18 protein-coding genes and 1 pseudogene are annotated in these 19,657 nt (G+C 61.9%); 8 read left to right on the top strand and 11 right to left on the bottom strand.

Annotated elements, in window-relative coordinates; all coding sequences use genetic code 11:
* Nucleotides 1-98: 98 nt before the first annotated feature.
* From AC1DS3_RS05350 to AC1DS3_RS05365, 4 genes are all read right to left on the bottom strand, one after another.
* Entirely contained in the window at nt 99-872 is a 774-nt protein-coding gene (locus tag AC1DS3_RS05350; protein ID WP_477126796.1) for a fumarylacetoacetate hydrolase family protein, read from the bottom strand.
* A 139-nt stretch (nt 873-1,011) separates the two neighbouring features.
* A complete protein-coding gene (locus AC1DS3_RS05355) occupies nt 1,012-3,141 on the bottom strand; it encodes an acetate--CoA ligase family protein (protein WP_477126797.1) in 2,130 nt (709 codons plus the stop codon).
* Nucleotides 3,142-3,278: 137 nt separating this feature from the next.
* The gene (frc, locus tag AC1DS3_RS05360) at nt 3,279-4,508 is read right to left on the bottom strand and encodes a formyl-CoA transferase (RefSeq protein WP_441637563.1); all 1,230 of its coding nucleotides are present in this window, start codon (nt 4,506-4,508) and stop codon (nt 3,279-3,281) included.
* Nucleotides 4,509-4,531: 23 nt separating this feature from the next.
* Nucleotides 4,532-6,286, bottom strand: coding sequence for a thiamine pyrophosphate-binding protein (locus tag AC1DS3_RS05365; protein ID WP_441637561.1), 1,755 nt, complete (start codon nt 6,284-6,286; stop codon nt 4,532-4,534).
* 465 nt (nt 6,287-6,751) lie between these two features.
* Here AC1DS3_RS05365 and sucC point away from each other — a divergent pair, with 465 nt between their 5' ends.
* Together sucC and sucD are read left to right on the top strand one after the other, a co-directional pair.
* The gene (gene sucC / locus AC1DS3_RS05370; protein WP_477126798.1) at nt 6,752-7,975 is read left to right on the top strand and encodes an ADP-forming succinate--CoA ligase subunit beta; all 1,224 of its coding nucleotides are present in this window, start codon (nt 6,752-6,754) and stop codon (nt 7,973-7,975) included.
* A 1-nt stretch (nt 7,976) separates the two neighbouring features.
* On the top strand, nt 7,977-8,861 hold the full coding sequence (gene sucD, locus AC1DS3_RS05375) for a succinate--CoA ligase subunit alpha (RefSeq protein ID WP_441637557.1): 885 nt from the start codon (nt 7,977-7,979) through the stop codon (nt 8,859-8,861).
* A gap of 335 nt (nt 8,862-9,196) precedes the next feature.
* Here the strand turns inward: sucD and AC1DS3_RS05380 are convergent, their stop codons facing one another.
* A complete protein-coding gene (locus AC1DS3_RS05380) occupies nt 9,197-9,592 on the bottom strand; it encodes a VOC family protein (protein WP_477126799.1) in 396 nt (131 codons plus the stop codon).
* A gap of 77 nt (nt 9,593-9,669) precedes the next feature.
* Nucleotides 9,670-10,086 carry a 4-oxalocrotonate tautomerase gene (locus AC1DS3_RS05385; RefSeq protein WP_441637556.1) on the bottom strand — a complete coding sequence of 139 codons (417 nt, stop codon included), beginning with the start codon at nt 10,084-10,086 and terminating at the stop codon, nt 9,670-9,672.
* A 147-nt stretch (nt 10,087-10,233) separates the two neighbouring features.
* Here AC1DS3_RS05385 and AC1DS3_RS05390 point away from each other — a divergent pair, with 147 nt between their 5' ends.
* Nucleotides 10,234-10,833 (top strand): TetR/AcrR family transcriptional regulator, encoded by a 600-nt coding sequence (locus tag AC1DS3_RS05390; RefSeq protein ID WP_441637554.1) that lies wholly within the window; start codon nt 10,234-10,236, stop codon nt 10,831-10,833.
* Between the two features lie 260 nt (nt 10,834-11,093).
* Here the strand turns inward: AC1DS3_RS05390 and AC1DS3_RS05395 are convergent, their stop codons facing one another.
* Nucleotides 11,094-11,432: a winged helix-turn-helix transcriptional regulator gene (locus AC1DS3_RS05395; RefSeq protein WP_441635627.1), complete on the bottom strand. Its 339-nt coding sequence runs from the start codon at nt 11,430-11,432 to the stop codon at nt 11,094-11,096.
* A 90-nt stretch (nt 11,433-11,522) separates the two neighbouring features.
* Here AC1DS3_RS05395 and AC1DS3_RS05400 point away from each other — a divergent pair, with 90 nt between their 5' ends.
* The 3 genes from AC1DS3_RS05400 (at nt 11,523) to AC1DS3_RS05410 (ending at nt 13,598) form a co-directional block, all read left to right on the top strand.
* Nucleotides 11,523-11,849, top strand: coding sequence for a nuclear transport factor 2 family protein (locus AC1DS3_RS05400; RefSeq protein WP_441635629.1), 327 nt, complete (start codon nt 11,523-11,525; stop codon nt 11,847-11,849).
* Entirely contained in the window at nt 11,849-12,628 is a 780-nt protein-coding gene (locus AC1DS3_RS05405; RefSeq protein WP_477126800.1) for an SDR family oxidoreductase, read from the top strand. Before AC1DS3_RS05400 ends, AC1DS3_RS05405 begins: the two co-directional genes overlap by 1 nt.
* 490 nt (nt 12,629-13,118) lie before the next feature.
* Nucleotides 13,119-13,598 carry a hypothetical protein gene (locus tag AC1DS3_RS05410; protein ID WP_441635632.1) on the top strand — a complete coding sequence of 160 codons (480 nt, stop codon included), beginning with the start codon at nt 13,119-13,121 and terminating at the stop codon, nt 13,596-13,598.
* Between the two features lie 399 nt (nt 13,599-13,997).
* On the opposite strand, the gene AC1DS3_RS05415 is transcribed toward AC1DS3_RS05410, so the two are convergent.
* Entirely contained in the window at nt 13,998-14,915 is a 918-nt protein-coding gene (locus AC1DS3_RS05415) for a LysR family transcriptional regulator (protein WP_441635634.1), read from the bottom strand.
* 139 nt (nt 14,916-15,054) lie between these two features.
* Here AC1DS3_RS05415 and AC1DS3_RS05420 point away from each other — a divergent pair, with 139 nt between their 5' ends.
* On the top strand, nt 15,055-16,281 hold the full coding sequence (locus tag AC1DS3_RS05420; protein WP_441635636.1) for an FAD-dependent monooxygenase: 1,227 nt from the start codon (nt 15,055-15,057) through the stop codon (nt 16,279-16,281).
* 118 nt (nt 16,282-16,399) lie between these two features.
* Here AC1DS3_RS05420 and AC1DS3_RS05425 read toward each other — a convergent pair.
* The 3 genes and pseudogenes from AC1DS3_RS05425 to AC1DS3_RS05435 form a co-directional block, all read right to left on the bottom strand.
* Nucleotides 16,400-16,588 (bottom strand): annotated as a pseudogene (locus AC1DS3_RS05425) (integrase); the annotation flags it as partial.
* Nucleotides 16,589-17,304: 716 nt separating this feature from the next.
* Nucleotides 17,305-17,736, bottom strand: a complete 432-nt coding sequence (locus AC1DS3_RS05430; RefSeq protein ID WP_441635638.1) for an SMI1/KNR4 family protein — start codon at nt 17,734-17,736, stop codon at nt 17,305-17,307.
* Nucleotides 17,737-17,917: 181 nt separating this feature from the next.
* The gene (locus AC1DS3_RS05435; RefSeq protein WP_441635640.1) at nt 17,918-18,064 is read right to left on the bottom strand and encodes a hypothetical protein; all 147 of its coding nucleotides are present in this window, start codon (nt 18,062-18,064) and stop codon (nt 17,918-17,920) included.
* A 486-nt stretch (nt 18,065-18,550) separates the two neighbouring features.
* Here AC1DS3_RS05435 and AC1DS3_RS05440 point away from each other — a divergent pair, with 486 nt between their 5' ends.
* Nucleotides 18,551-19,606, top strand: coding sequence for a hypothetical protein (locus AC1DS3_RS05440; RefSeq protein ID WP_477126801.1), 1,056 nt, complete (start codon nt 18,551-18,553; stop codon nt 19,604-19,606).
* Nucleotides 19,607-19,657 lie beyond the last annotated feature (51 nt).

Genomic DNA, 19,657 nt, shown 5'->3' on the forward strand with positions numbered 1-19,657 from the left:
GAAGAGTTAGTGCAAAGGCAACAGCAAGCACCGGCGAGCACAGGCGAGAACCGGCGCTTGCCTTGTCCGTTGCTGGATGCCAGCGCCCGGACTATCGACTAGCCGCGCATGTGGTTGACCAGCGATCCGATGTCCTCGATCGTGATCTCCACCACGGCGCCATCCTTCATCGAGCCGACGCCGATCGACGTGCCGCAGGCCATCACATCACCGGGCATCAGCGTGAGATCCTGCGAAATCAGGCTGACCTGCTGCTCGGGCGAGAAGATCAGGTCGGACAGCGGATAGTTCTGCCGCTGCGCGCCGTCGAGCCGCGTCACCACGCTGGCGGCGCGCCAGTCGAACTCCGTGACGATCACGGGGCCCAGGCAGCCGAACGTGTCGAAGCCCTTGGCACGGCACCACTGCGGGAAATTCGGGTCTTCCGCGATCAGCTCGCCGGCGGTGACGTCGTTGACCACGGTGTAGCCGAAGATATGCGCCGCGGCATCGTCCGGCGCCACGTTGCGGCATCGGCGGCCGATCACGATGCCAAGCTCGCCCTCGTAGACGACCTTGCCGCTGTAGCTGCGGGGCCGCAGGATGGCATCCCCTGGCCCCGCCAGCGAACTTGCCGGCTTGATCAGGAATAGCGGATGCGCCGGCACCGGCTTTTCCAGCTTGCGCGCCAGCGCATGGAAGTTGTTCCATAGCGCAACGATCTTGCCCGGCTCGCACGGGCTCAGCAACCGCAGGCCCTCGCGCGGCAAGGTCGCGCCGGTGGGCTCCGGCCACGCGTGGCCCGGTCCGTCGTACTCGATGACATGATCGCCCTCGATCCGGCCGAAGCCGACCTCGCCGTCACCGGTCTGGAAGCGAATCCACGTTTGCATCGCAAACTCCTCTGGCACGCCTCTGGCGGGCGCGCCAAGGTGCCCGCGTCCGCGCTTGTGCCGCATTGTCGAGAAACTGGCCCGCGCATGCGTGCATGGCGGGCCCGGTTTTACCGCATGGCGTTCAGACCAGATCAAATCAGATCTTGCCGGCGCCGCGAGCCCACTTGTACTTGGCCCCCAGCACCGCGACCGGGATCTCGGTCGAGTACGCGTAGGACGGCACGCCGTGCTCGTACAGGTATTCGGCAGCCTCCTCCACCTGTACGTCGCCCGCCAGCGAGGCCACGATCGGCTTCTCGATGCCGCGCGCCGCCATCTCCTCTTTCACCTCCACCACCAGCTTGGCGAACACCATCGGCGGCGTGATGATGGTGTGCCAGTAGCCCAGGATGATGGCGYGGATACGCGGGTCCTCCATGCCCAGGCGCAAGGTGTTCTTGTACGTGGCGGGCGGCTCGCCGCCGGTGATGTCGACCGGATTGCCCGCCGCGCCAAAGGGCGGGATGAACTTGCGGAATGCCGCGTCGAGATCGTCCGGCATGGTCATCAGCGACAGGTTGTTGTCCACGCAAGCGTCCGACAGCAACACGCCCGAGCCTCCGGCGCCGGTGATGATCACGACGTTCTCCCCCTTGGGCGTGGGCAGCTTGGGGATGCCGCGCGCGAACTCCAGCAGGTCGCGCAGCGAGCGTGCACGGATCACGCCGCACTGCTTGAACACGTCCTCGTAGATCTTGTCGTTGCCGGCCAGCGCGCCCGTGTGCGAACTGGCGGCGCGTGCGCCCATGCTGGTGCGTCCGGCCTTGAGCACAACCACCGGCTTCTTCTTCGAAACCCGTTTCGCCGCTTCGGCAAAAGCGCGCCCGTCCTTCAGATCCTCGCAGTGCTGCGCGATGATCTCAGTGTTGTCGTCCTGCTCGAAGAACGTCAGTAGATCGTCTTCATCGATATCCGACTTGTTGCCCAGCCCGACGATGGCCGACACGCCCATCTTGGCCGAGCGCGAGAAGCCGATGATGGCCATGCCGATGCCGCCGGACTGCGACGACAGCGCGGCCTTGCCCTTGACGTCATACGGCGTGCAGAAGGTCGCGCACAGGTTCTTGGGTGTGTAGTAGAAGCCGTAGATATTCGGCCCCATCAAGCGGATATCGTGCTTGCGCGCGATGGCGACGATCTCCTCCTGCCCTTGCACGTTGCCGGTCTCGGCAAATCCGGACGGAATCAGCACCGCACCCGGGATGTGCTTCTTGCCCACCTCTTCCAGCGCCCCGGCCACCAGCTTGGCGGGAATGGCGAACACCGCCACATCCACCTCGCCCGGCACATCGAGCACGCTCTTGTAGGCGGTCCTGCCCATGATCTCGCCGCCCTTGGGATGGATCGGGTAGATCTTGCCCTGGTAGCCGCCGTTGATCAGGTTCTTCATCACCGAGTTGCCGATCTTGCCGTCCTCGTTCGAGGCGCCGATCACGGCCACCGAATCGGGACGCATGATGCGGTTCATCTGCCTGACGATGTCTTCCTGGCTGGGGCGATAGCGCTCAGGCTGCGGCGCGAAATCCACCACGATGCGCACGTCCGCGGCGATGGCGCCGTCCTTGCTGGCAAACACCGGGTTGAGGTCAAGCTCCGAGATTTCCGGGAAATCGCTCGCCAGCTCGGAGACCCGCTGGATCATGCTGGCCAGCGCTTCGCGATTGGCAGGATCGGCGCCGCGCACGCCCTTGAGCACTTCGGCTGCGGCGATGCCATCGAGCATCGACAGCGCAACTTCCTGGCTGGCCGGGGCCATGCGGAAGGTGATGTCCTTCAGCACTTCCACCAGCACGCCGCCGAGGCCAAAGGCCACCAGCTTGCCGAACGACGGATCGGTGACCGCGCCGATGATCACCTCCTGCCCGCCGGCAATCATCTGCTGCACCTGCACGCCGACGATATTGGCCTTGGCGTCGTACTTCTTCGCGTTCTCGATGATGGCCAGGTAACCGCTCTCCACATCCGCCGCGCTCTTCAGGCCCACCAGTACCCCACCCGCCTCGGTCTTGTGCAGGATGTCGGGCGACACGATCTTGAGCACCACCGGGTAGCCCATCTTGTCCGCCAGCTCGACCGCACCGGTGGGTGACTTCGCCACGCCCTCGCCCGGCACCGGGATGCCATAGGCGTCGCAAACCAGCTTGCCCTCGGGCGCCGTCAGTGCGTTGCGGCCTTCTTCCTTCACGGCGGCGAGGATCTTCCGCACCGCGTCCTTGTTGTATGCCATGTCAGGTCTCCATCTTCCATCTGTTCATGGATTGCGTAGGGATGAGCCGGTCCGCGCCCTCGCGTGAAACGCGAGGGCGGGCGGCTTGTGAACTCAGTTCGGGAGGTGCTTGAAGTCATGCAGGGACGCCCAGGGCATCAGACCGCCCCGGCGGCGCGCAAGGCTGCGATCTGCGAGGGTGTGCGGCCCAGCCAGTCGAGGATTTCCTCGGTATGCTCGCCCAGCAGCGGCGAGCGCTCCACCTCCACCGGCGACGCCGACAAGGTGATCGGGCATCCCAGCTGCACGTACTGGCCGCGCTCCGGGTGATCCAGCTCCACCAGGTAGCCGCGCTCGTACATCGACTTGTCCTCGATCAGGTCTTTCATCGACAGGATCGGGCCGCATGGCACGTCGACCTCGTTGAGCGCTTCCATCACCTCGAACTTGGTGCGCGTGCGCGTCCATTTCTCGATGATGGAGAAGCACTCTTCCAGGCATTTGAGGCGGGCTTCCGGCGTCGCGAACTGCGCATGCGTGATCAGGTCTTCCCTGCCGCACAGGCGCATCAGCGGCTCCCAGCCTTGCGGCTGGACGATGACGTAGACGTAGTCGTTGGCCCCGCCCGGGGCACAGCGCAGCGCAGCGCCGGGCTGGCCACCGCCCGAGGCATTGCCGGCGCGCGGCACGAAGTCGTCGAACGCCTGGCTGGGATACTCGCGCATCGGGCCGGCGGCCAGGCGCTGCTGGTCGCGCAGCTTGACCCGGCACAGGTTCAGCACCGAATCCTGCATCGCCACTTCCACGCGCTGCCCGCGCCCGGAATGTTCACGCTGCAGCAACGCGGCAAGGATGCCCACCACACAGTGGATGCCAGTGCCGGAGTCGCCGATCTGCGCGCCGGTGACGGTCGGCGGGCCCTCGCTGGAACCGGTGGTGCTGGCCGAGCCGCCCATGCACTGGGCCACGTTCTCATACGCCTTGCAATCCGCGTACGGCCCCGGACCGAAGCCCTTGATCGACGCGTAGATCAGCCGCGGGTTCAGCGTCTGCAGGCGGTCCCAGTCGAAACCGGCGCGGTCCAGCACGCCGGGGCCGAAGTTCTCCACCAGCACGTCGCAGCGCTGCACCAGGTCCTCCAGCAGCGCCTTGCCTTCCGGCGTCTTCATATTGAGCGTCAGGCTGCGCTTGTTGGAGTTGAGCATCGTGAAGTAAAGGCTGTCGGCGTTGGGCACGTCGCGCAGCTGGCTGCGCGTGATGTCGCCGCGCCCCGGCAACTCCACCTTGATCACATCGGCCCCCAGCCATGCCATCAGCTGGGTGGCCGAAGGGCCGGCCTGCACATGGGTCATGTCCAGGATCCGCACACCTTCGAGTGCCTTGTTCATGGTCTTGTCTCCTCGCACCGGGGTTACTTGTACATGGTCTGGTTCTTGGTGCCCGGCGCGTACTCGCGCGGATCCACCCAGATATTGATCACGGCCGATTTGCCGGTACGCTGGACCGCCTCGCGCCCGCGCTGCAGCGCGCCGGCGATCTTGCCCGGGTCGCGCACTTCCTCGCCGTAGCCGCCGAGCATTTCGGCGAACTTGGAGAACGGCACGTCTGACAGCAGGTTGCCCACGTTGCCGCGCGCCTCGCCGTACTTGGCAAGCTGGCCGTAGCGGATCTGGTTCATCGCCGAGTTGTTGCCGATCACCGCCAGGTACGGCACGCCGAAACGGTTGGCGGTTTCCATGTCGAAGGCCGTCATGCCGAAGGAGCCATCGCCGTAGTAGCAGAGGATCTCCTTGTTCGGGTTGGCGAGGCCAGCGGCAATGGCAAAGCCGGTGCCGACGCCCAGCGAGCCCAGCGCGCCCGGGTCCATCCACTGCCCGGGACGGCGCGGGCGCACCGCTTGCGCGGAGATGGTCACCACGTCGCCGCCGTCGCCGATGTACACCGTGTCGTCCGAGAGAAACTCGTTGAGTTCATAGGCCACGCGGTACGGATGGATCGGCGTGTTTTCCGATCGGAACAGCGGCATCAGCTTCTCGGCCGCCACGGCCTCGGCTTCGGTCAGCTGGCCCATCCATTTCTGGCGCGCCTGGCGCTTGTCGCTCTTGATGCGCCCGCTGGCAGCCTGCAGCACCGCGCCGAGGATGGCGCCGGGGTCGCCCACCAGGCCAAGATCGATCTCACGGTTCTTGCCGACTGTGCGGTAGTCCATATCGATCTGCACCAGCGTCAGCTCCTTGCTGATGCGCTTGCCGTAGCCCATGCGGAAGTCGAACGGCGTGCCCACGATGACCAGCACGTCGGCATTGGCAAAGGCCTGGGTACGGGTGCGGTCGAAGTGATGCGGATCGCCCGGCGGCAGCAGGCCGCGGCTGGCGCCGTTGAAATAGCCGGGAATATCCAGGCCCTTGAGCAACGCGATGGCCTCTTCATGGCCACGCGCGGTCCAGACCTGCTGACCGTAGAGGATGGCCGGGCGCTCGGCATTGACCAGGATGTCGGCCAGGCGCTCGATATCCCTCGGGTCGCCGATGGATTTGGTGGAGGCGCGATAGTGGCCGGGGCGCGGAATCACCGCGCGCGACACATCGACTTCGCGGTCGAGCACGTCACGCGGGATCTCCAGGTAGGCCGGGCCGGGTGCACCGTTGAAGCATTCGCGCGCCGCCATCGAGATCATGTCCGCCACCCGCTCGGTACTCGGGATGGTGGCGGCGAACTTGGTGATGGCCGACATCATGTCCACGTGCGGCAGGTCTTGCAGCGAGCCCATCTTGTGCTGGGACAGCGCGCCCTGTCCGCCGATATGGATGATCGGGCTTTCCGAGCGGAAAGCCGTCGCCACACCGGTCACGGCATTGGTGCAGCCCGGGCCGGCGGTGGTCACCACACAGCCCAGCTTGCCGGTCTGGCGGGCGTAGCCGTCCGCCGCGTGCGCGGCAACCTGCTCATGGCGCACGTCGATGATGCGGATGCCCTCGTCCACGCAGCCGTCGTAGATGTCGATGATGTGGCCGCCGCATAGCGTGAAGATAGTGTCGACGCCTTCGTTCTTCAGGGCCCGCGCTACCAGGTGGCCGCCGGAAATCACGCCGGCATCGCGGGTTTTCTGCTTCAGGGTGTCTTCGGCCGTGGTGGATTCAGGCCGCGTGGGTGCGACTGCAGACATGTCTTGGTCTCCTCGTTGACTGGGTTGCGACAGGCTGTGACGCGGACCTGGCCCGTTGTCACGACATCCTTTCGCCCTTTGCTGCTTGGCTGCCTGGCCGATGCCTGCCCTGCTTGTCACCTGGCCCTGCGATGCTATCGATCCTTTTCGCGGGATCTTGATGACATACGGTATGTGATATATCAACGAAGCTCAAGGGAAATTTCGCTCTTGGGAGAGGTGTTTCAACGACGCGATGCAGCAATTCAGCTAGAAAAAGACGATGGATAAGCGGAATTACTGAGTCGATGTGCATTCATTCCAATTCCTCACGGGTCGGATCGGCTCGCCGCTTCATTCTGCCTCTGCAGGGAAAAGGACCTTGTTTATCGTTGATATATTACATACCATATTTCACAGCGCACCTTGCCGGACCTTCCGGTTCCGCGGCACGCCGGCACGCGCATTACCGAGAGCGAGGAGACTGTGAACATTCACGAATATCAGGCCAAGGAATTGCTCAGGCGCTTCGACGTGGCCGTGCCACGCGGCGCGGTCGCCTTCACCCCCGAGGAAGCCGTCAGCGCGGCGCGCAAGATCGGCGGATCCACATGGGTGGTGAAGTCCCAGATCCATGCCGGCGGCCGCGGCGCCGGCCGCTTTGCCGGCGACCCCGACGGCAAGGGCGGCGTACGCGTGGTGAAGTCCGTCGACGCGCTGCGTGCGCAGGCCGAGCAGATGCTCGGCAAAGTCCTGGTCACCAAGCAGACCGGAGAGGCCGGGCGCGAGGTAAGGCGCCTATATGTGGAGGAAGGCTGCGAGATTGCCCGCGAGCTTTACCTGGGCATGCTGATCGACCGCGCCACCTCCCGCATCACGCTGATGGCCTCGACCGAAGGCGGCATGGAGATCGAGGAAGTGGCGGCCCGCACGCCGGAGAAGATCCTGAAGGTTGCGATCGACCCGGCCAGCGGCATCCAGCCCTTCCATGCGCGCCGCCTGGCCTTTGGGCTGGGGCTCGCCGGCAAGCAGGTGAGCGCGGCCTCGCGCTTCATCTTGTCCGCCTATCGCGCCTTTACCGAACTGGACGCGTCGGTCGTGGAAATCAACCCGCTGGTCGTCACGCGCGCGGGCGACGTGATCGCGCTCGACGCCAAGTTCAATTTTGACGACAACGCGCTGTACCGCCATCCGGATATCGAATCCCTGCGCGACGAGACCGAGGAAGATCCCGCCGAAGCGGCAGCCGCCCGCCACGGGCTGAACTACGTCAAGCTCGACGGCAGCATCGGCTGCATGGTCAACGGTGCCGGGCTGGCGATGGCTACCATGGAMATCATCAAGCTCTACGGCGGCGACCCGGCCAATTTCCTCGATGTGGGTGGCGGCGCCACCAAGGAGCGCGTGACGGCAGCCTTCCGCCTGATCCTGGACGACCCCAAGGTCAACGGCATCCTGGTGAACATCTTCGGCGGCATCATGCGCTGCGACGTGATCGCCGAAGGCGTGGTGGCCGCCGCGCGCGAGATCGACCTCACGGTGCCGCTGGTGGTCCGGCTCGAAGGCACCAACGTGGAACTTGGCAAGGCCATCCTGCGCGACTCGGGCCTGCCGATCCTGTCGGCCGATCATCTTGCCGACGCCGCCGAAAAAGTGGTCAACGCGGTCAAGGCCGCGCAAGGTCACGTTCAAATACAGGGGGGGCACTGACATGGCCGTACTGATCCATCAAGACACCAAGGTGATCTGCCAGGGCTTTACCGGCGCGCAAGGCACCTTTCACTCCGGGCAAGCGATGGCCTATGGCACGTGCATGGTTGGCGGGGTGACGCCCGGCAAGGGTGGCGAGACGCATCTGGGGCTGCCGGTGTTCGACACCGTGGCCGCGGCGGTAGCGCGCACCGGCGCCGACGCCTCGGTCATCTATGTGCCGCCACCCTTCGCCGCCGACGCCATCCTGGAAGCCGTGGATGCCGGCATCGGCCTGATCGTGTGCATTACCGAAGGCATCCCGGTGATCGACATGGTGCGGGTCAAGCGCGCGCTCTGCGGTTCGGGCAGCCGCCTGGTCGGGCCCAACTGCCCAGGCGTGATCACGCCGGGCCAGTGCAAGATCGGCATCATGCCAGGCCATATCCACCGCCCCGGCAAGATCGGCGTGGTGTCCCGCTCCGGCACCCTCACCTATGAGGCCGTGGCGCAAACCACGGCCGCGGGACTCGGGCAAAGCACCTGCATTGGCATTGGCGGCGATCCGGTCAATGGCACCAGCTTCATCGATTGCCTGGAAATGTTCCTGGCCGATGACGACACCGAAGGCATCATCATGATTGGCGAAATCGGCGGCTCGGCGGAAGAGGAAGCGGCGCAGTTCCTGCAGGACGCGCGCAGCGGCGGGCGCGTCAAACCCGTGGTGGGCTTTATTGCCGGCACTACCGCCCCGCCTGGGCGGCGCATGGGACATGCCGGCGCGATCATCTCAGGCGGCATGGGTACGGCCGAGGCCAAGATCGACGCCATGCGCGCTGCCGGGATCCGCATCGCGCGCTCTCCGGCCGAGCTGGGCAAGACGATGGCGGAGGCGATGGGGGTGTAGCGGGTGGCTGCCTGATAAAGAACGGCGGACGATGTCCTAGCCGCTAACAAAATCTGTTGAAACGCAAAACGGGTCCGGTCTTTCAGATGGGGCCCGTTTTTTTGCCTGTAAGCAAGCGGTTCCGCGCTGGAGAAAGCCACCCCTTCCTCGCATGAGGTGCAAGACCGAAACGTGGCGTTTGCTGCACACGCGCTTTGCGGCTTGCGCAGTTGCCTTCGTATGAGGTCTGAGCGTCGCTGAACGGACCCACTGCGGACCTTCGACCTGCTCCGAAGGAGACATTAACCAAGAAATTGGCACTCAACAGCAGTCTTGGACAGGGCGCGCGAACAATCTCACTCTGTGCAGTTCAGCATCCACTGAACGCCGAAACGATCGGTCAACTTGCCGTAGTAGTCCCCCCAAGGCYGTATGCCCAAGGGAGTTGTGATTGTCCCGCCAGCAGCCAAGGCTTGAAAGAGCTTGTTCGTGGAATGTCGATCGTCCATCGCCAGTAAGTGCGCTGAGCCCCGCATGGGCTCAGCGTCATCGTTGTCTGAGGCATAGAAGATCAGGCCTGGCCCCTCGAATTTGGCGTGCATGACTCGTCCGCGCATGGCCTCGTTCTTTGCAGGCATGCCATCAACACCGTAGCGCAGCACCTCAACGACACGGCCGAGACCGCATCGCGTATAGAAAGCCAGTGCTTGATCACAGGTCGTGGTGAAGAATAGATAGTTCGATAGTTGCATGATGGTGTACCTAGAAGGAACCAGGCTGCGACACTGTCGTCCTCGCTCCGAGAGATCGCCTTGCTATCCCGGCTATGTCAGGTCGCAGCAGCAACGTCGCCAAGCTGCGCATTGGTAAGGGCCATCCCAGCAATGCCCCAGGTCCCATCGACAGCGTGCACCACATTGACCCAAATGCGTTCCTTCGGGTGCTGCGCACCTGACAGCTCATGGATGATGCGCGTGGCTTCGTCGATGTACCCGACTTGAACCTCGCGGTCGGCAAATACAAAGGACGGAACCTTCCATTCGACGAAGGCGACGGAGGCCTCCTTCGATCCGGAGTACGTATGTTCTTTCGGCAATACGTGGATCGAACCTACGATGTTGGGCGTCATCGACTCATTTCCCGATAGTCCGTGCCACTTGAGCATGGCATCGGACAGGCGGCGGAACGCGACTCTTTCTTGGCCTTTGGGAAGAACGCCCTCGGTGAGGGTGAGCGTTAGCGGCATGGGCTACTCCAGGTAAAGGAATGGGCGTCGCACTCGCGCGCTGCCTGCGGCAGGGCTATTTCAAGTAACGATCGTTATCCTATAATAAATAACGATCGTGTTCTGAGCAACTACAATCGTCAGCTTCTCAAGTTGGAGGAGTGCCTCATGGTGTCAAGATCCGAGCAAAAAGTTCAAACGCGGCAGCGCATCCTTGAGGCGGCAGGGCGCGTGTTCCGAAAGGGTGGATTCGACGGGGTCGGGGTAGACGGCTTGGCAAAGGAAGCAGGCGTGACGTCGGGAGCGTTCTATGCCCACTTCGACTCCAAGGCGGAAGCGTTCCGGGAATCGGTGGCGCTGGGCATGGCTGAATTGCGCGGCGGCGTGCAGTACTTCCAAGCGCGGCATGGACGCACTTGGTGGACAGAGTTCGTGCGGTTCTATCTGAGCGCCAAGCGTACGTGCGATTTGACGGAGAGTTGCACGCTGCAGACCATGCCGACTGAATTGGCGCGATCGGATGAATCCTCTCGTGCATCGTTTGAGACGGCTTTGCGTGACGTTGCACAGGCGATCGCCGATGGTCCCACCTCACCGGGTGCACCGCGCGACATTGGAGCGGCTTGTGCAGCACTCGCTTCGCTTGTCGGTGCCGTCACGCTGGCGCGTGCTGTGGGGAGTGAAGCCTTCGCTGATCAGATCGCTCTAGGCGCAGAACACGCATTGCTCCGGGGGGGCGGCAGGAAGCGATCAATCAAGGTCGCCTAAGCGAGGACTCGAAGACGCACGTTCGGGGTACATCGAGACCCGGCCGAACGTTGCTTTGTGGGCGAACTCCGCCGTCGGCTCAGCGTTCGAGGACCGACTGCGGTCATCGGCGGGTGCCGACCCAGTGGTGCCCCTCAAATGAGTTTTACGACCGTCAGGTTCCGGCGCGACATGAGACGGTCGCGGATGAGACCACGTTGCCGACTTGCGAAATTGGGGTTCTGGATGACAGGCTGCTAGCCGCACAAGCTCGGCGCAGCCTACGGAAAGTCTTCACGGCGCTCCGCCCATGTCAGGATCGCATCCAGTGCCGGGCACAACGCCTGGCCCCAATCAGTCAGGCGGTAGTCCACCTTCGGCGGCACCTGATGATAGACCGTACGCRTCACGATGCCGTCCGCTTCGAGGCAGCGTAGCTGCTGGGCAAGCATCTTCTGTGTGATGCCGGGGATCAGTCTCTCGAGGTCCGAAAAGCGCTGTACCTGACCACCGAAGAGGTGAAACAGGATCACCAGCTTCCAGCGGCCTTCCAGCAGCTTGAATGCGGCTTCGACATCGATTGCGGCAGTCGCGGGGGTGTAGTTTTTTCGGTTAGCCAAGGGYTACTTACTTTTTTGTGCGTTCTTGCGATACGGTAACTGTAGCGCCATGATTGGGGCATGCAAACCTTCACKTTGAGGTGAACCCCGATGAACATGATGCTGCCTCCGCCACTGGATGCCTATCTGCTCGCGGAAACCGTCACCGACTCCGCCCCTCTCTCGAACTGCTTTACCGCCGATGCCGTCGTGCGGGACGAAGGCCGCACGATCAAGGGGCTGGAAGCAATCCAGGCCTGGAAGAAAGACAGCAAAACCAGGTACCRGTACAGCATTGAGCCGTTGGACGTATCCCAGGACGGCGCTACWGTGACGATGCWCGCACGACTCACGGGCACATTCMCCGGTAGCCCAGTCGAGCTGACTTACACGTTCGTCCTGGCCGGCGGCAGGATTGCGTCGCTGGAGATTCGCTAATGAGCTCCGCACCCGAACTTCTGGGGCTTCGGGCGCTCGTTACGGGCGGAACCAAAGGCGTCGGCAAAGCCGTCGTCGCACGCCTTCGCGAGGCAGGTGCGAACGTTCTGACGACGGCGCGTTCCCGTCCCGATGAACTTGCCGAAGAACGGTTCATCGGGGCGGACATCACGACGGCCGAGGGCTGTAAAGCTATTGTCGACGCCGTGCTCGAGCGGTTCGGTGGCGTCGATATAGTCGTGCACGTCGTGGGCGGCTCATCTGCACCGGCCGGTGGCTTCAGCGTGCTAGATGACGATGAATGGAACAAGGCATTGAGCCTGAACCTATTCCCGGCAGTGCGCATCGATCGCGCGCTGTTGCCCTCGATGGTCGAGCAGCGTTCGGGCGTCATTATCCACGTCACGTCGATCCAGCGGCAATTACCGTTGCCGGAAGCGACGATTGCCTATGCCGCCGCCAAGGCTGCCCTGTCAAACTACAGCAAAGCCTTGTCCAAGGAGGTCAGTCCCAAGGGCGTTCGCGTCGTGCGTGTCTCCCCGGGCTGGGTCGAGACGGATGCCGCCGCAGGTCTCGTTGCCGAGATCGCCCGACAACGCGGCATCGACATGGAAGGCGCCCGCAAGATCATCATGGATTCGCTCGGCGGCAYTCCTCTTGGCCGGCCATGCTCACCCCGGGAAGTGGCAGAACTCATTGGTTTCCTCGTCTCTGGCCGCGCCAGCGCCATCACCGGCACTGAGTACGTCATCGACGGAGGAACTGTTCCGACTGCGTGATCTGAGCCGCTTGCCCGGCCGCGCTGGTGTCGAACGTGTCTGCCTACGGACAGGCGGCCACGACCAAGCCTCTTCTGGGAAACAGGGCTTCTGTTCGCGATCGCCGCAACGGTCGACGAGCCGAAGGTCACAGCATCATTGACGACCGTCTCTTCTCGGTCCGGGAGCGGGCAGTCGTAAATCTTCTTTGACCGGTTGAATCCGCAGCCGTCAAGCGCCTGATCGGCCCAGAGGTCCATACGCCGGCGCCAGCCGGCAGGAGTCGACCCTGAACGGCCCTTCGCGTTTCCCAATAGCGGACGTTCCCCACCTGTGCACAAAAGGGCCAGCAGGCTACCATGCGCATATCCTCCATCGCACGCAGGCCGTAGATGCCCATTGGATTTCCTCGAAGTCCGGTGGGTGTTCTCGTTGGCGAGAGAATGAAAGGACGCGTGATATCGTTGTGGCATCCCAATCAAGCCACGGCCTAATGGCCCCGGAATTAGCCATGCAAAATCCACTAGTTGTTTCCGCAGTTGCAGCGGCCGTCGGCGATGCGCTTTCTGCTGCTTCAGTGCCCGGCGGCAATGTGGCGGGTGTAGCAATATCCGCAATCTTCGCGAAGCGCCTCACTGCGGCGCGTGAAGTCCTTCTTTCCGAATTGGCTGCCGGCGAAAAGACGCTCAACAATTCCGAGGTGGAGGAGTCCGCTGCGATCGTCTATCGGTACCTCAAGGCCGCGCGGGAAGGCGCAGCTCGGCTCAACTTGCGACTACTTGCCGCCGTTTTTGCAGGCCAAGTGCGGGGAAGCACGATCGTTTCCGACGAGTTTCTCTACTACGCTGATCTTCTCTCGTCTCTGCGGCGAGACGAGATCATTCTGCTCGGGACCCTTGAACGATTCGCTGTGGAAGTTCGCAATGAAGGTTCGGCTCCGACAATGACGAATTTGCCAACCAAGTCAGCATGCGAACACGGCATGCACTAATTCCGTCGCAGTTCCAAGATGAGGGGCACTATGCCGCTGTCGCAGGCGCGCTACTCAGGACCGGGCTCGTTGTCGGTCTGTCCGGCTGGGGCACAATGGTCTTTATCCCGTCGAAGCTCATGGCCGAGCTAAGTCAACTGGTCGAAATTGAGGGAGTTATCCAGCGAGATCATGCAGCGCAGCAGTCTGCGGCCTAGTCTCGTGATCTCTTCAAGCAGGCCTGTGTTGTCGCCACGATACAGGCCTCATTCTGAGCTCATAGGCTTTTCTCGTTGGTGGCGATATTGGTAACGCGGTCGAGCGTCTCATACTGGCCGGAAGGGACCACAGCCGGTCGCGAGCGCGTCGGCTCTTGCCGACCCATTGCAGACATTCGGCGATTCAGATGCATCGCGCATTTCACCTCGCGAGGTTGCCCAATTCGCCTAACCTCATCTGAATTAATTCCAGCAATGCCCGCACACGCGCTGTTACGGAATGCCGGTGGCTGTAGGCACCAAGCAATCGCAACGGCGCAGGACATAGGTCCAGTGTCACCTCTTGCAATCGGCCTGCGGCAAGATCTTCCTGACATGGGTAAGCCGCCACAATCGCGAAACCGATGCCTTGCCGTGCGCCTGCCACGGCCAGTTCTCCGCTGTTGACGCGGTAGCGGCTACGGACCGGCACCTTGACGATTTCGCCCGCAGCGTCCTGAAACTGCCAGGGCTGGCCCTTCAGTGCACTGAGGGTGGTGATGCAAGGCAGAGATTTCAGCTCACGCACGTAGCGTGGCATTCCAGTCTTGGCAAGCAAGGAGGGAGCGGCGACCACGATGCTGGGCAGTGTGGCGAGTTCGCGGGTGATGAAGGCACTGTCCTCCTGATGACCCCGATGGAAGACGATAGAAAGGTCGACGTCCTCTCGAAGCACTTCCAGTCCGGTCATCCGGGTATCGCATTCCAGCTCGATGCCGGGATGGAGGCTACAGAAGTCGGCGAGGATGGGAGCCAGCAGCCTTGGCGCTTCGCCAGGCATGCACATCTTCAGAGGACCGCGCAATTCGCGCTTTACCACGCCAAGCTCTTCCTCCGTGGAGAGCAAGGTGTCGAGCAAGGGCTTTGCGCGCTCGTAGAGCAGCCGGCCGGCTTCCGTCATGCGCAGATGGCGGGTACTTCGCTCCAGTAGGCGTACACCGAGTCTGCGCTCCAGTGCTGCGACGTGGCGGCTGACATTCGACGAGGGCATGGCCAACAGGCGTGATGCGCCAGCGAAGCTCTGCTCATCGACGACTGCCGCGTAGACACGGACAGTATTCAGATCGAGTGCATCGCGCATTGATTATCCCGTTTGAGGTATGAAATCTACCCATTTTTGCACACTAGCTCTCCGCGTTGGTGGAATCTAAGATGCCCTTCTTGTCCGATGAGTCACTCTTGGCCGTGCATCAGGACAGCTTGAGAAGGAGAGCTTCAGCGTGGAAATTGGAATACTTGGCGGCGGCATTGCGGGGCTGAGCGTGGCACTAGCCTTGCACAAGCAGGGGTACCGTCCCCGTGTCTATGAGCGCCGGGCGGAGCCCGCAACTATGGGAGCTGGCGTGACGCTCTGGCCCAATGCCGGCTTTGTACTGAAAGAACTGGGATTGCTGCGAGACATTGAGGCTGTTGGTGGCCGGCCTGTGATAGCGCATCGCTACGATGACGCAGGCAACGCTCTGGGAGGCGTCGACATTGCATTACTGGATCGGATGATGGGGTATCCGACCCATACGGTGCTGCGCCGGGACTTGCAGGAGGTGTTGCTGAAGCATGCGGCGCGGGCAGGCATCCCGGTGGAGTTCGGACACCGGGCGGCGGCCATTGATCTGGATGCCCATGGCAGGGCCGTGGCCCATTTTGAGAACGGCGTGAGCATCCGCCCGGACTTGCTCATCGGGGCCGACGGCCGTATGGATTCAGTGGCGCGCAAATTTGTTGCGGGTGACAACACGCCGATCTACCAGGGCTTCGTGAACTGGATCGGCGTGGCGCAGGGACAAAGTGCGCTGGTCGACGACATCGCGATTCAGGACTTCTGGGGGGCGGGCAAGCGCTTCGGATGCGTGGCGATCCGGAGCGATTTGCTCTACTGGGCAGCAGCGCAGGCGCGGCCATTGCCTGGGGAAACCTCCACCTCAAAAATGCGCAAGGAGATGGAGGAACTGTTCGCCGGATGGCCCGAGCCTGTCGCCCGCATCATTCGGGCCACGCCTGCGCGTGCCATCCGGCTGATTGCGGTGCATGACCTGGAACCACTGCATGCATGGAGTCGGGCAAATGTGCTGCTGATTGGAGATGCAGCGCATGCGCATTTGCCGACATCGGGGCAAGGTGCCTGCCAGGCACTGGAAGATGCATGGCATCTGGCTCGGTGCCTGGAGGGCGCAGGCGGTAGCTTGGACGAAGTCTTCCAGCAATTCACAGAGATCCGCAGTCCCAAGACGACCAAGCTGGCCGAAAAGGGACGGATCTTTGCACGCGCCCTATTTGCGACTGACCCAGAAACCTGTCGCATCCGCAACGAGCGGGCCAAGGCATCCAATCCTGTCCGTGATGTACAGATATTGGCTGAGGGATGGGCGCAAGGATTGCCCATGCCACTCCATGCAGGCGGCATGCCTGTGGATGGTGCCGGAGTCAGCAGTCTGTACGCTCCTGAATGACCGCGCCAAACTAAACAACGGTTGGAGTCTCCAGCAGTGAGACTCCTCGCGGTGAACTGTTGGCCTGTATCTTTCACACTAGCAGAACCAGATGGCCTTTGGCAGACGGATCGTTGCAAATGTCTGCTCTTCGCAGCTTGCTGTCGATCGCGAGGTTGAACATTGCCAGTTCACGCATGTTCGATGCCATCTGAAGCCTTGTGCGAATCGCCCAGATCTCTCGAAGCTTCAACGGGGGCTTCTGCCCGGTAAGTTTGCCCTTGTTCCAGGGCATACGATGACCGGTGGTCAAGTTCTCGGATTTCATGACAATCTCCTTTCAATCGAAGGGAGATCCAGTGTGCGCTCCTTCGGGCGGTCGCTAACCGACCCACAAAGGACAGTTGCAGTTCTCTGAAGCGGCCATTCGCGGGGAGGCTCGCGTTCCGGTGACCGGGTGCTCGGGGCTACTGATTCTCGGTGCGTCTCTCATAAACTCCCAACCTCTCATAGACGATAGCGAAGCGGTCGCCCAGTTCCCGTTGAAGATGGTCACGCATCGCGATCGCAGTCGCTTCAAAGCGCTCATACTCGTGCGCGTCCCATGGCCCAGGATCTCGAGGGTATTCCCAGTTGAGCGATAGGTCATGCCAAGCAGTCATTTCCCCAAGCTTCCCACGTGTCTCATCAGCTAGCGGCAGAAAGTCCTCAATCGGACCAACTCCATACGTGCTACGAGTTGCGTCGTCCCCCGCCCAAATACAACCACCGCCCCATTCGAACATGAGCCTGAGTCGATATGTTTCAATCATCACAAGCGTCCGCATCTGGAATAACCTCAAGTTCGGATAGCACGACCTTGAAGAACTCTTTCGAAAGCGTGTAATAGTCCGCGGATTCGGGACTCCTTGCCGGGAATTCGTGCATGAAACTCCTGCCTCGGTCGATAAGAATGGTGATCGGGATTCACGCGCTTGCGTGATTGTCGACGATCCGCGTCAGGAGGTCGAGCGACCGCTCCTGGCCGCATGGAGACAATGCCGCTCACTCTTCGAGAAACTCTAGGACGCGGTCCTGCACCCAAGCTGCGAAGCTCTCAAACAGCTCGGCATCCCCGGGGCGGGCTTCTACGCTTTGCAGGCACCCTGCGACACGCCAATCCGCCCAGATCACGGGACTAGACTCACTGGACGTGTCAAGGAGCACGACGCCCGCATCCCCCATATCGTTCAGCACAACGTATCGAGGATCGATGCCGACTGCAGCACGGAACCGGAGAGTGTCTGTGGTCGATTCCCGAATGTTTGATATCGCAAGCACAGGACCGTACCCGCATGCCAGAAGCAGCCATCTCACGTCTTCCGGCAAACGAACCCCCAGCGCGGTTTCAACAGCCCGCAACTCTGCTTCCGTCTCCTTCTTCTGGCCCATCAATAGATCTGGATGCTGCTCTATAAGTTCGCGCAGTGATGCCATAGGTGCTCAGATATGTCTTGGTATTGAAACCAGTTTCCTAGCGGTGGCGTTCTTGAACGCCCCGAATGTCCCTAGTTGGTGGTAGCCGGTCCTGCGGCGATCTCGTACAGACCGACACACCGACTCCCTTGCGCATCGGAAGCGGGTGCTCAGAACCCACAACCATGCGGAGCCAGCCATCTCACAGTTTGGCCATGCTCCTGTCCTCGCGGTAGAACCGCCTGAGTTCGGCCGGATAGTTGAGCGTCTTGGCCGGGCCGCCGAACTTCGGCACAAAGTCCACGAGGTGGCCGCTTGCGCAGCAGGTGCGGGTAGAGGACGCGCGCACCGCCCCAGATGCTCAGTTGGAACGGTTCGCAGGCGACTACGGTGCCGTTGTCGTCCACGGTCCACGACAGGAAGTCCTGTCCGTGCTCTTCGAAATAGATGCACGCATCGCTTACTCCTAGGTTGTGCCCACTACAGGGGCATCGGTTTGAAATTGATCTTGCAGAGCAAACTCAAAGCGGCCTCCTCGGCCTCGGCAAGCGAAGAGCTGTCACAGAAACCAGAATTGCTGGATGAAATTAAGGCAATTGAATATCGCGATCGCCGTCTCCCCTGTTTGGGGGATGCGGGACAGACACGGAATGCTGTCCAATTCCGTCCACGACAATGGCCTTGTCACGCTTATTCGACGGTCCGTAGAACTGCGTGAGAACAGCCTATTGGTACGTTCGGTGCGGCTTGCTCAACTTTTAATGATGGACCGGCACAATCACGGCCCCCTATTTCCTATTAGGCCTCGAAGAAGGGTCCAGAAGCCCTAGGAGAAATGATGAAATTCATTGGTGAATCTCGTTGCAGTTCTGCGGCGCTTTCGCTCAGCATGGCTGTATTGGTGCTGGGACTCCTTCCCGCGCCAACGCGGGCCGGGACCGTCCAAACCGCCGAAGGTTGTGCTGTGGTCGTCTCACCCACTGCCAAGCAGACACCGAAACTGCCCTCATGGTCCGGAGGATGCTCAGGTGGATTGATATCTGGCGTTGGTCGTCTTCGCAGTCATTACTTCGATTCCAATGGCAATGTTCAGGAGCAGGAATCCTGGTATGACGCGAAAGAGGGCACTTTCAAGCTTGAACACAACCCCTACTATTTCCAAGGCATTTCCGCCGAGTTGACTAGTTATTGGCGCAGCAGACCCGGCGGCTACAACGACCGAATCAGCGAGGCGGAGTGCAAAACGTTGCCCGATTGCAATCGAATACTGGAAGCCCGCGTGGCTCTACTAGGCGCCGCGCAGGCCGCCAAGCAATCTACAGACGGAGATGCAGCCCTTGCAGCGGAACAACGTGAGCAAGCAGCCATGTCACAGGGAAAGACGGTGGACTATGCCGCCGCGCTCGCACGCGCAGCCACAATCGGTGCTGCCGGGATACGAGGCGCGACCACCGGTACGGCGTCAACGAGTCAGAACACCTACGCCGCAAGTTCGCGAGGCGCGAATGGCGCGAATGGCGCGAATGGCTCGAATGGCGCACATGCGTCCGTCGCGTCAGGTGCCAATCCCTCCCCTGGAGCGGAACCCCGCAACACCGGGCCTGAGTTCACAAACATTCCATCCCAAACGGGCTGCTTGAGCGTCCATCGAGGACCTGAGGATAAGTACTACTATCGTTACGAGATCCAGAATCGCTGCGCCAGCACCGTAAAGGCGCATTGGTGCTCTACCCCGGGCTGCCGACGCGCGAACACGGAGTGGACTATTGCCTCTGGAGACAAATTTTCCGCTGCGACGTCGAAATCGTCGGGAGGATTCGAGATCGGTGTGCTCCACGGATGCCAATTGAAGAGTGGCCCCTATCCCGTGCAATGGCGCTGTTCAGGTTAAGCGTGGATAGCTGCTAGACTTTGGTCGTTGATATGACGAGAGCAGTCGATG

The organism is Cupriavidus sp. 01L46 (assembly GCF_056399905.1).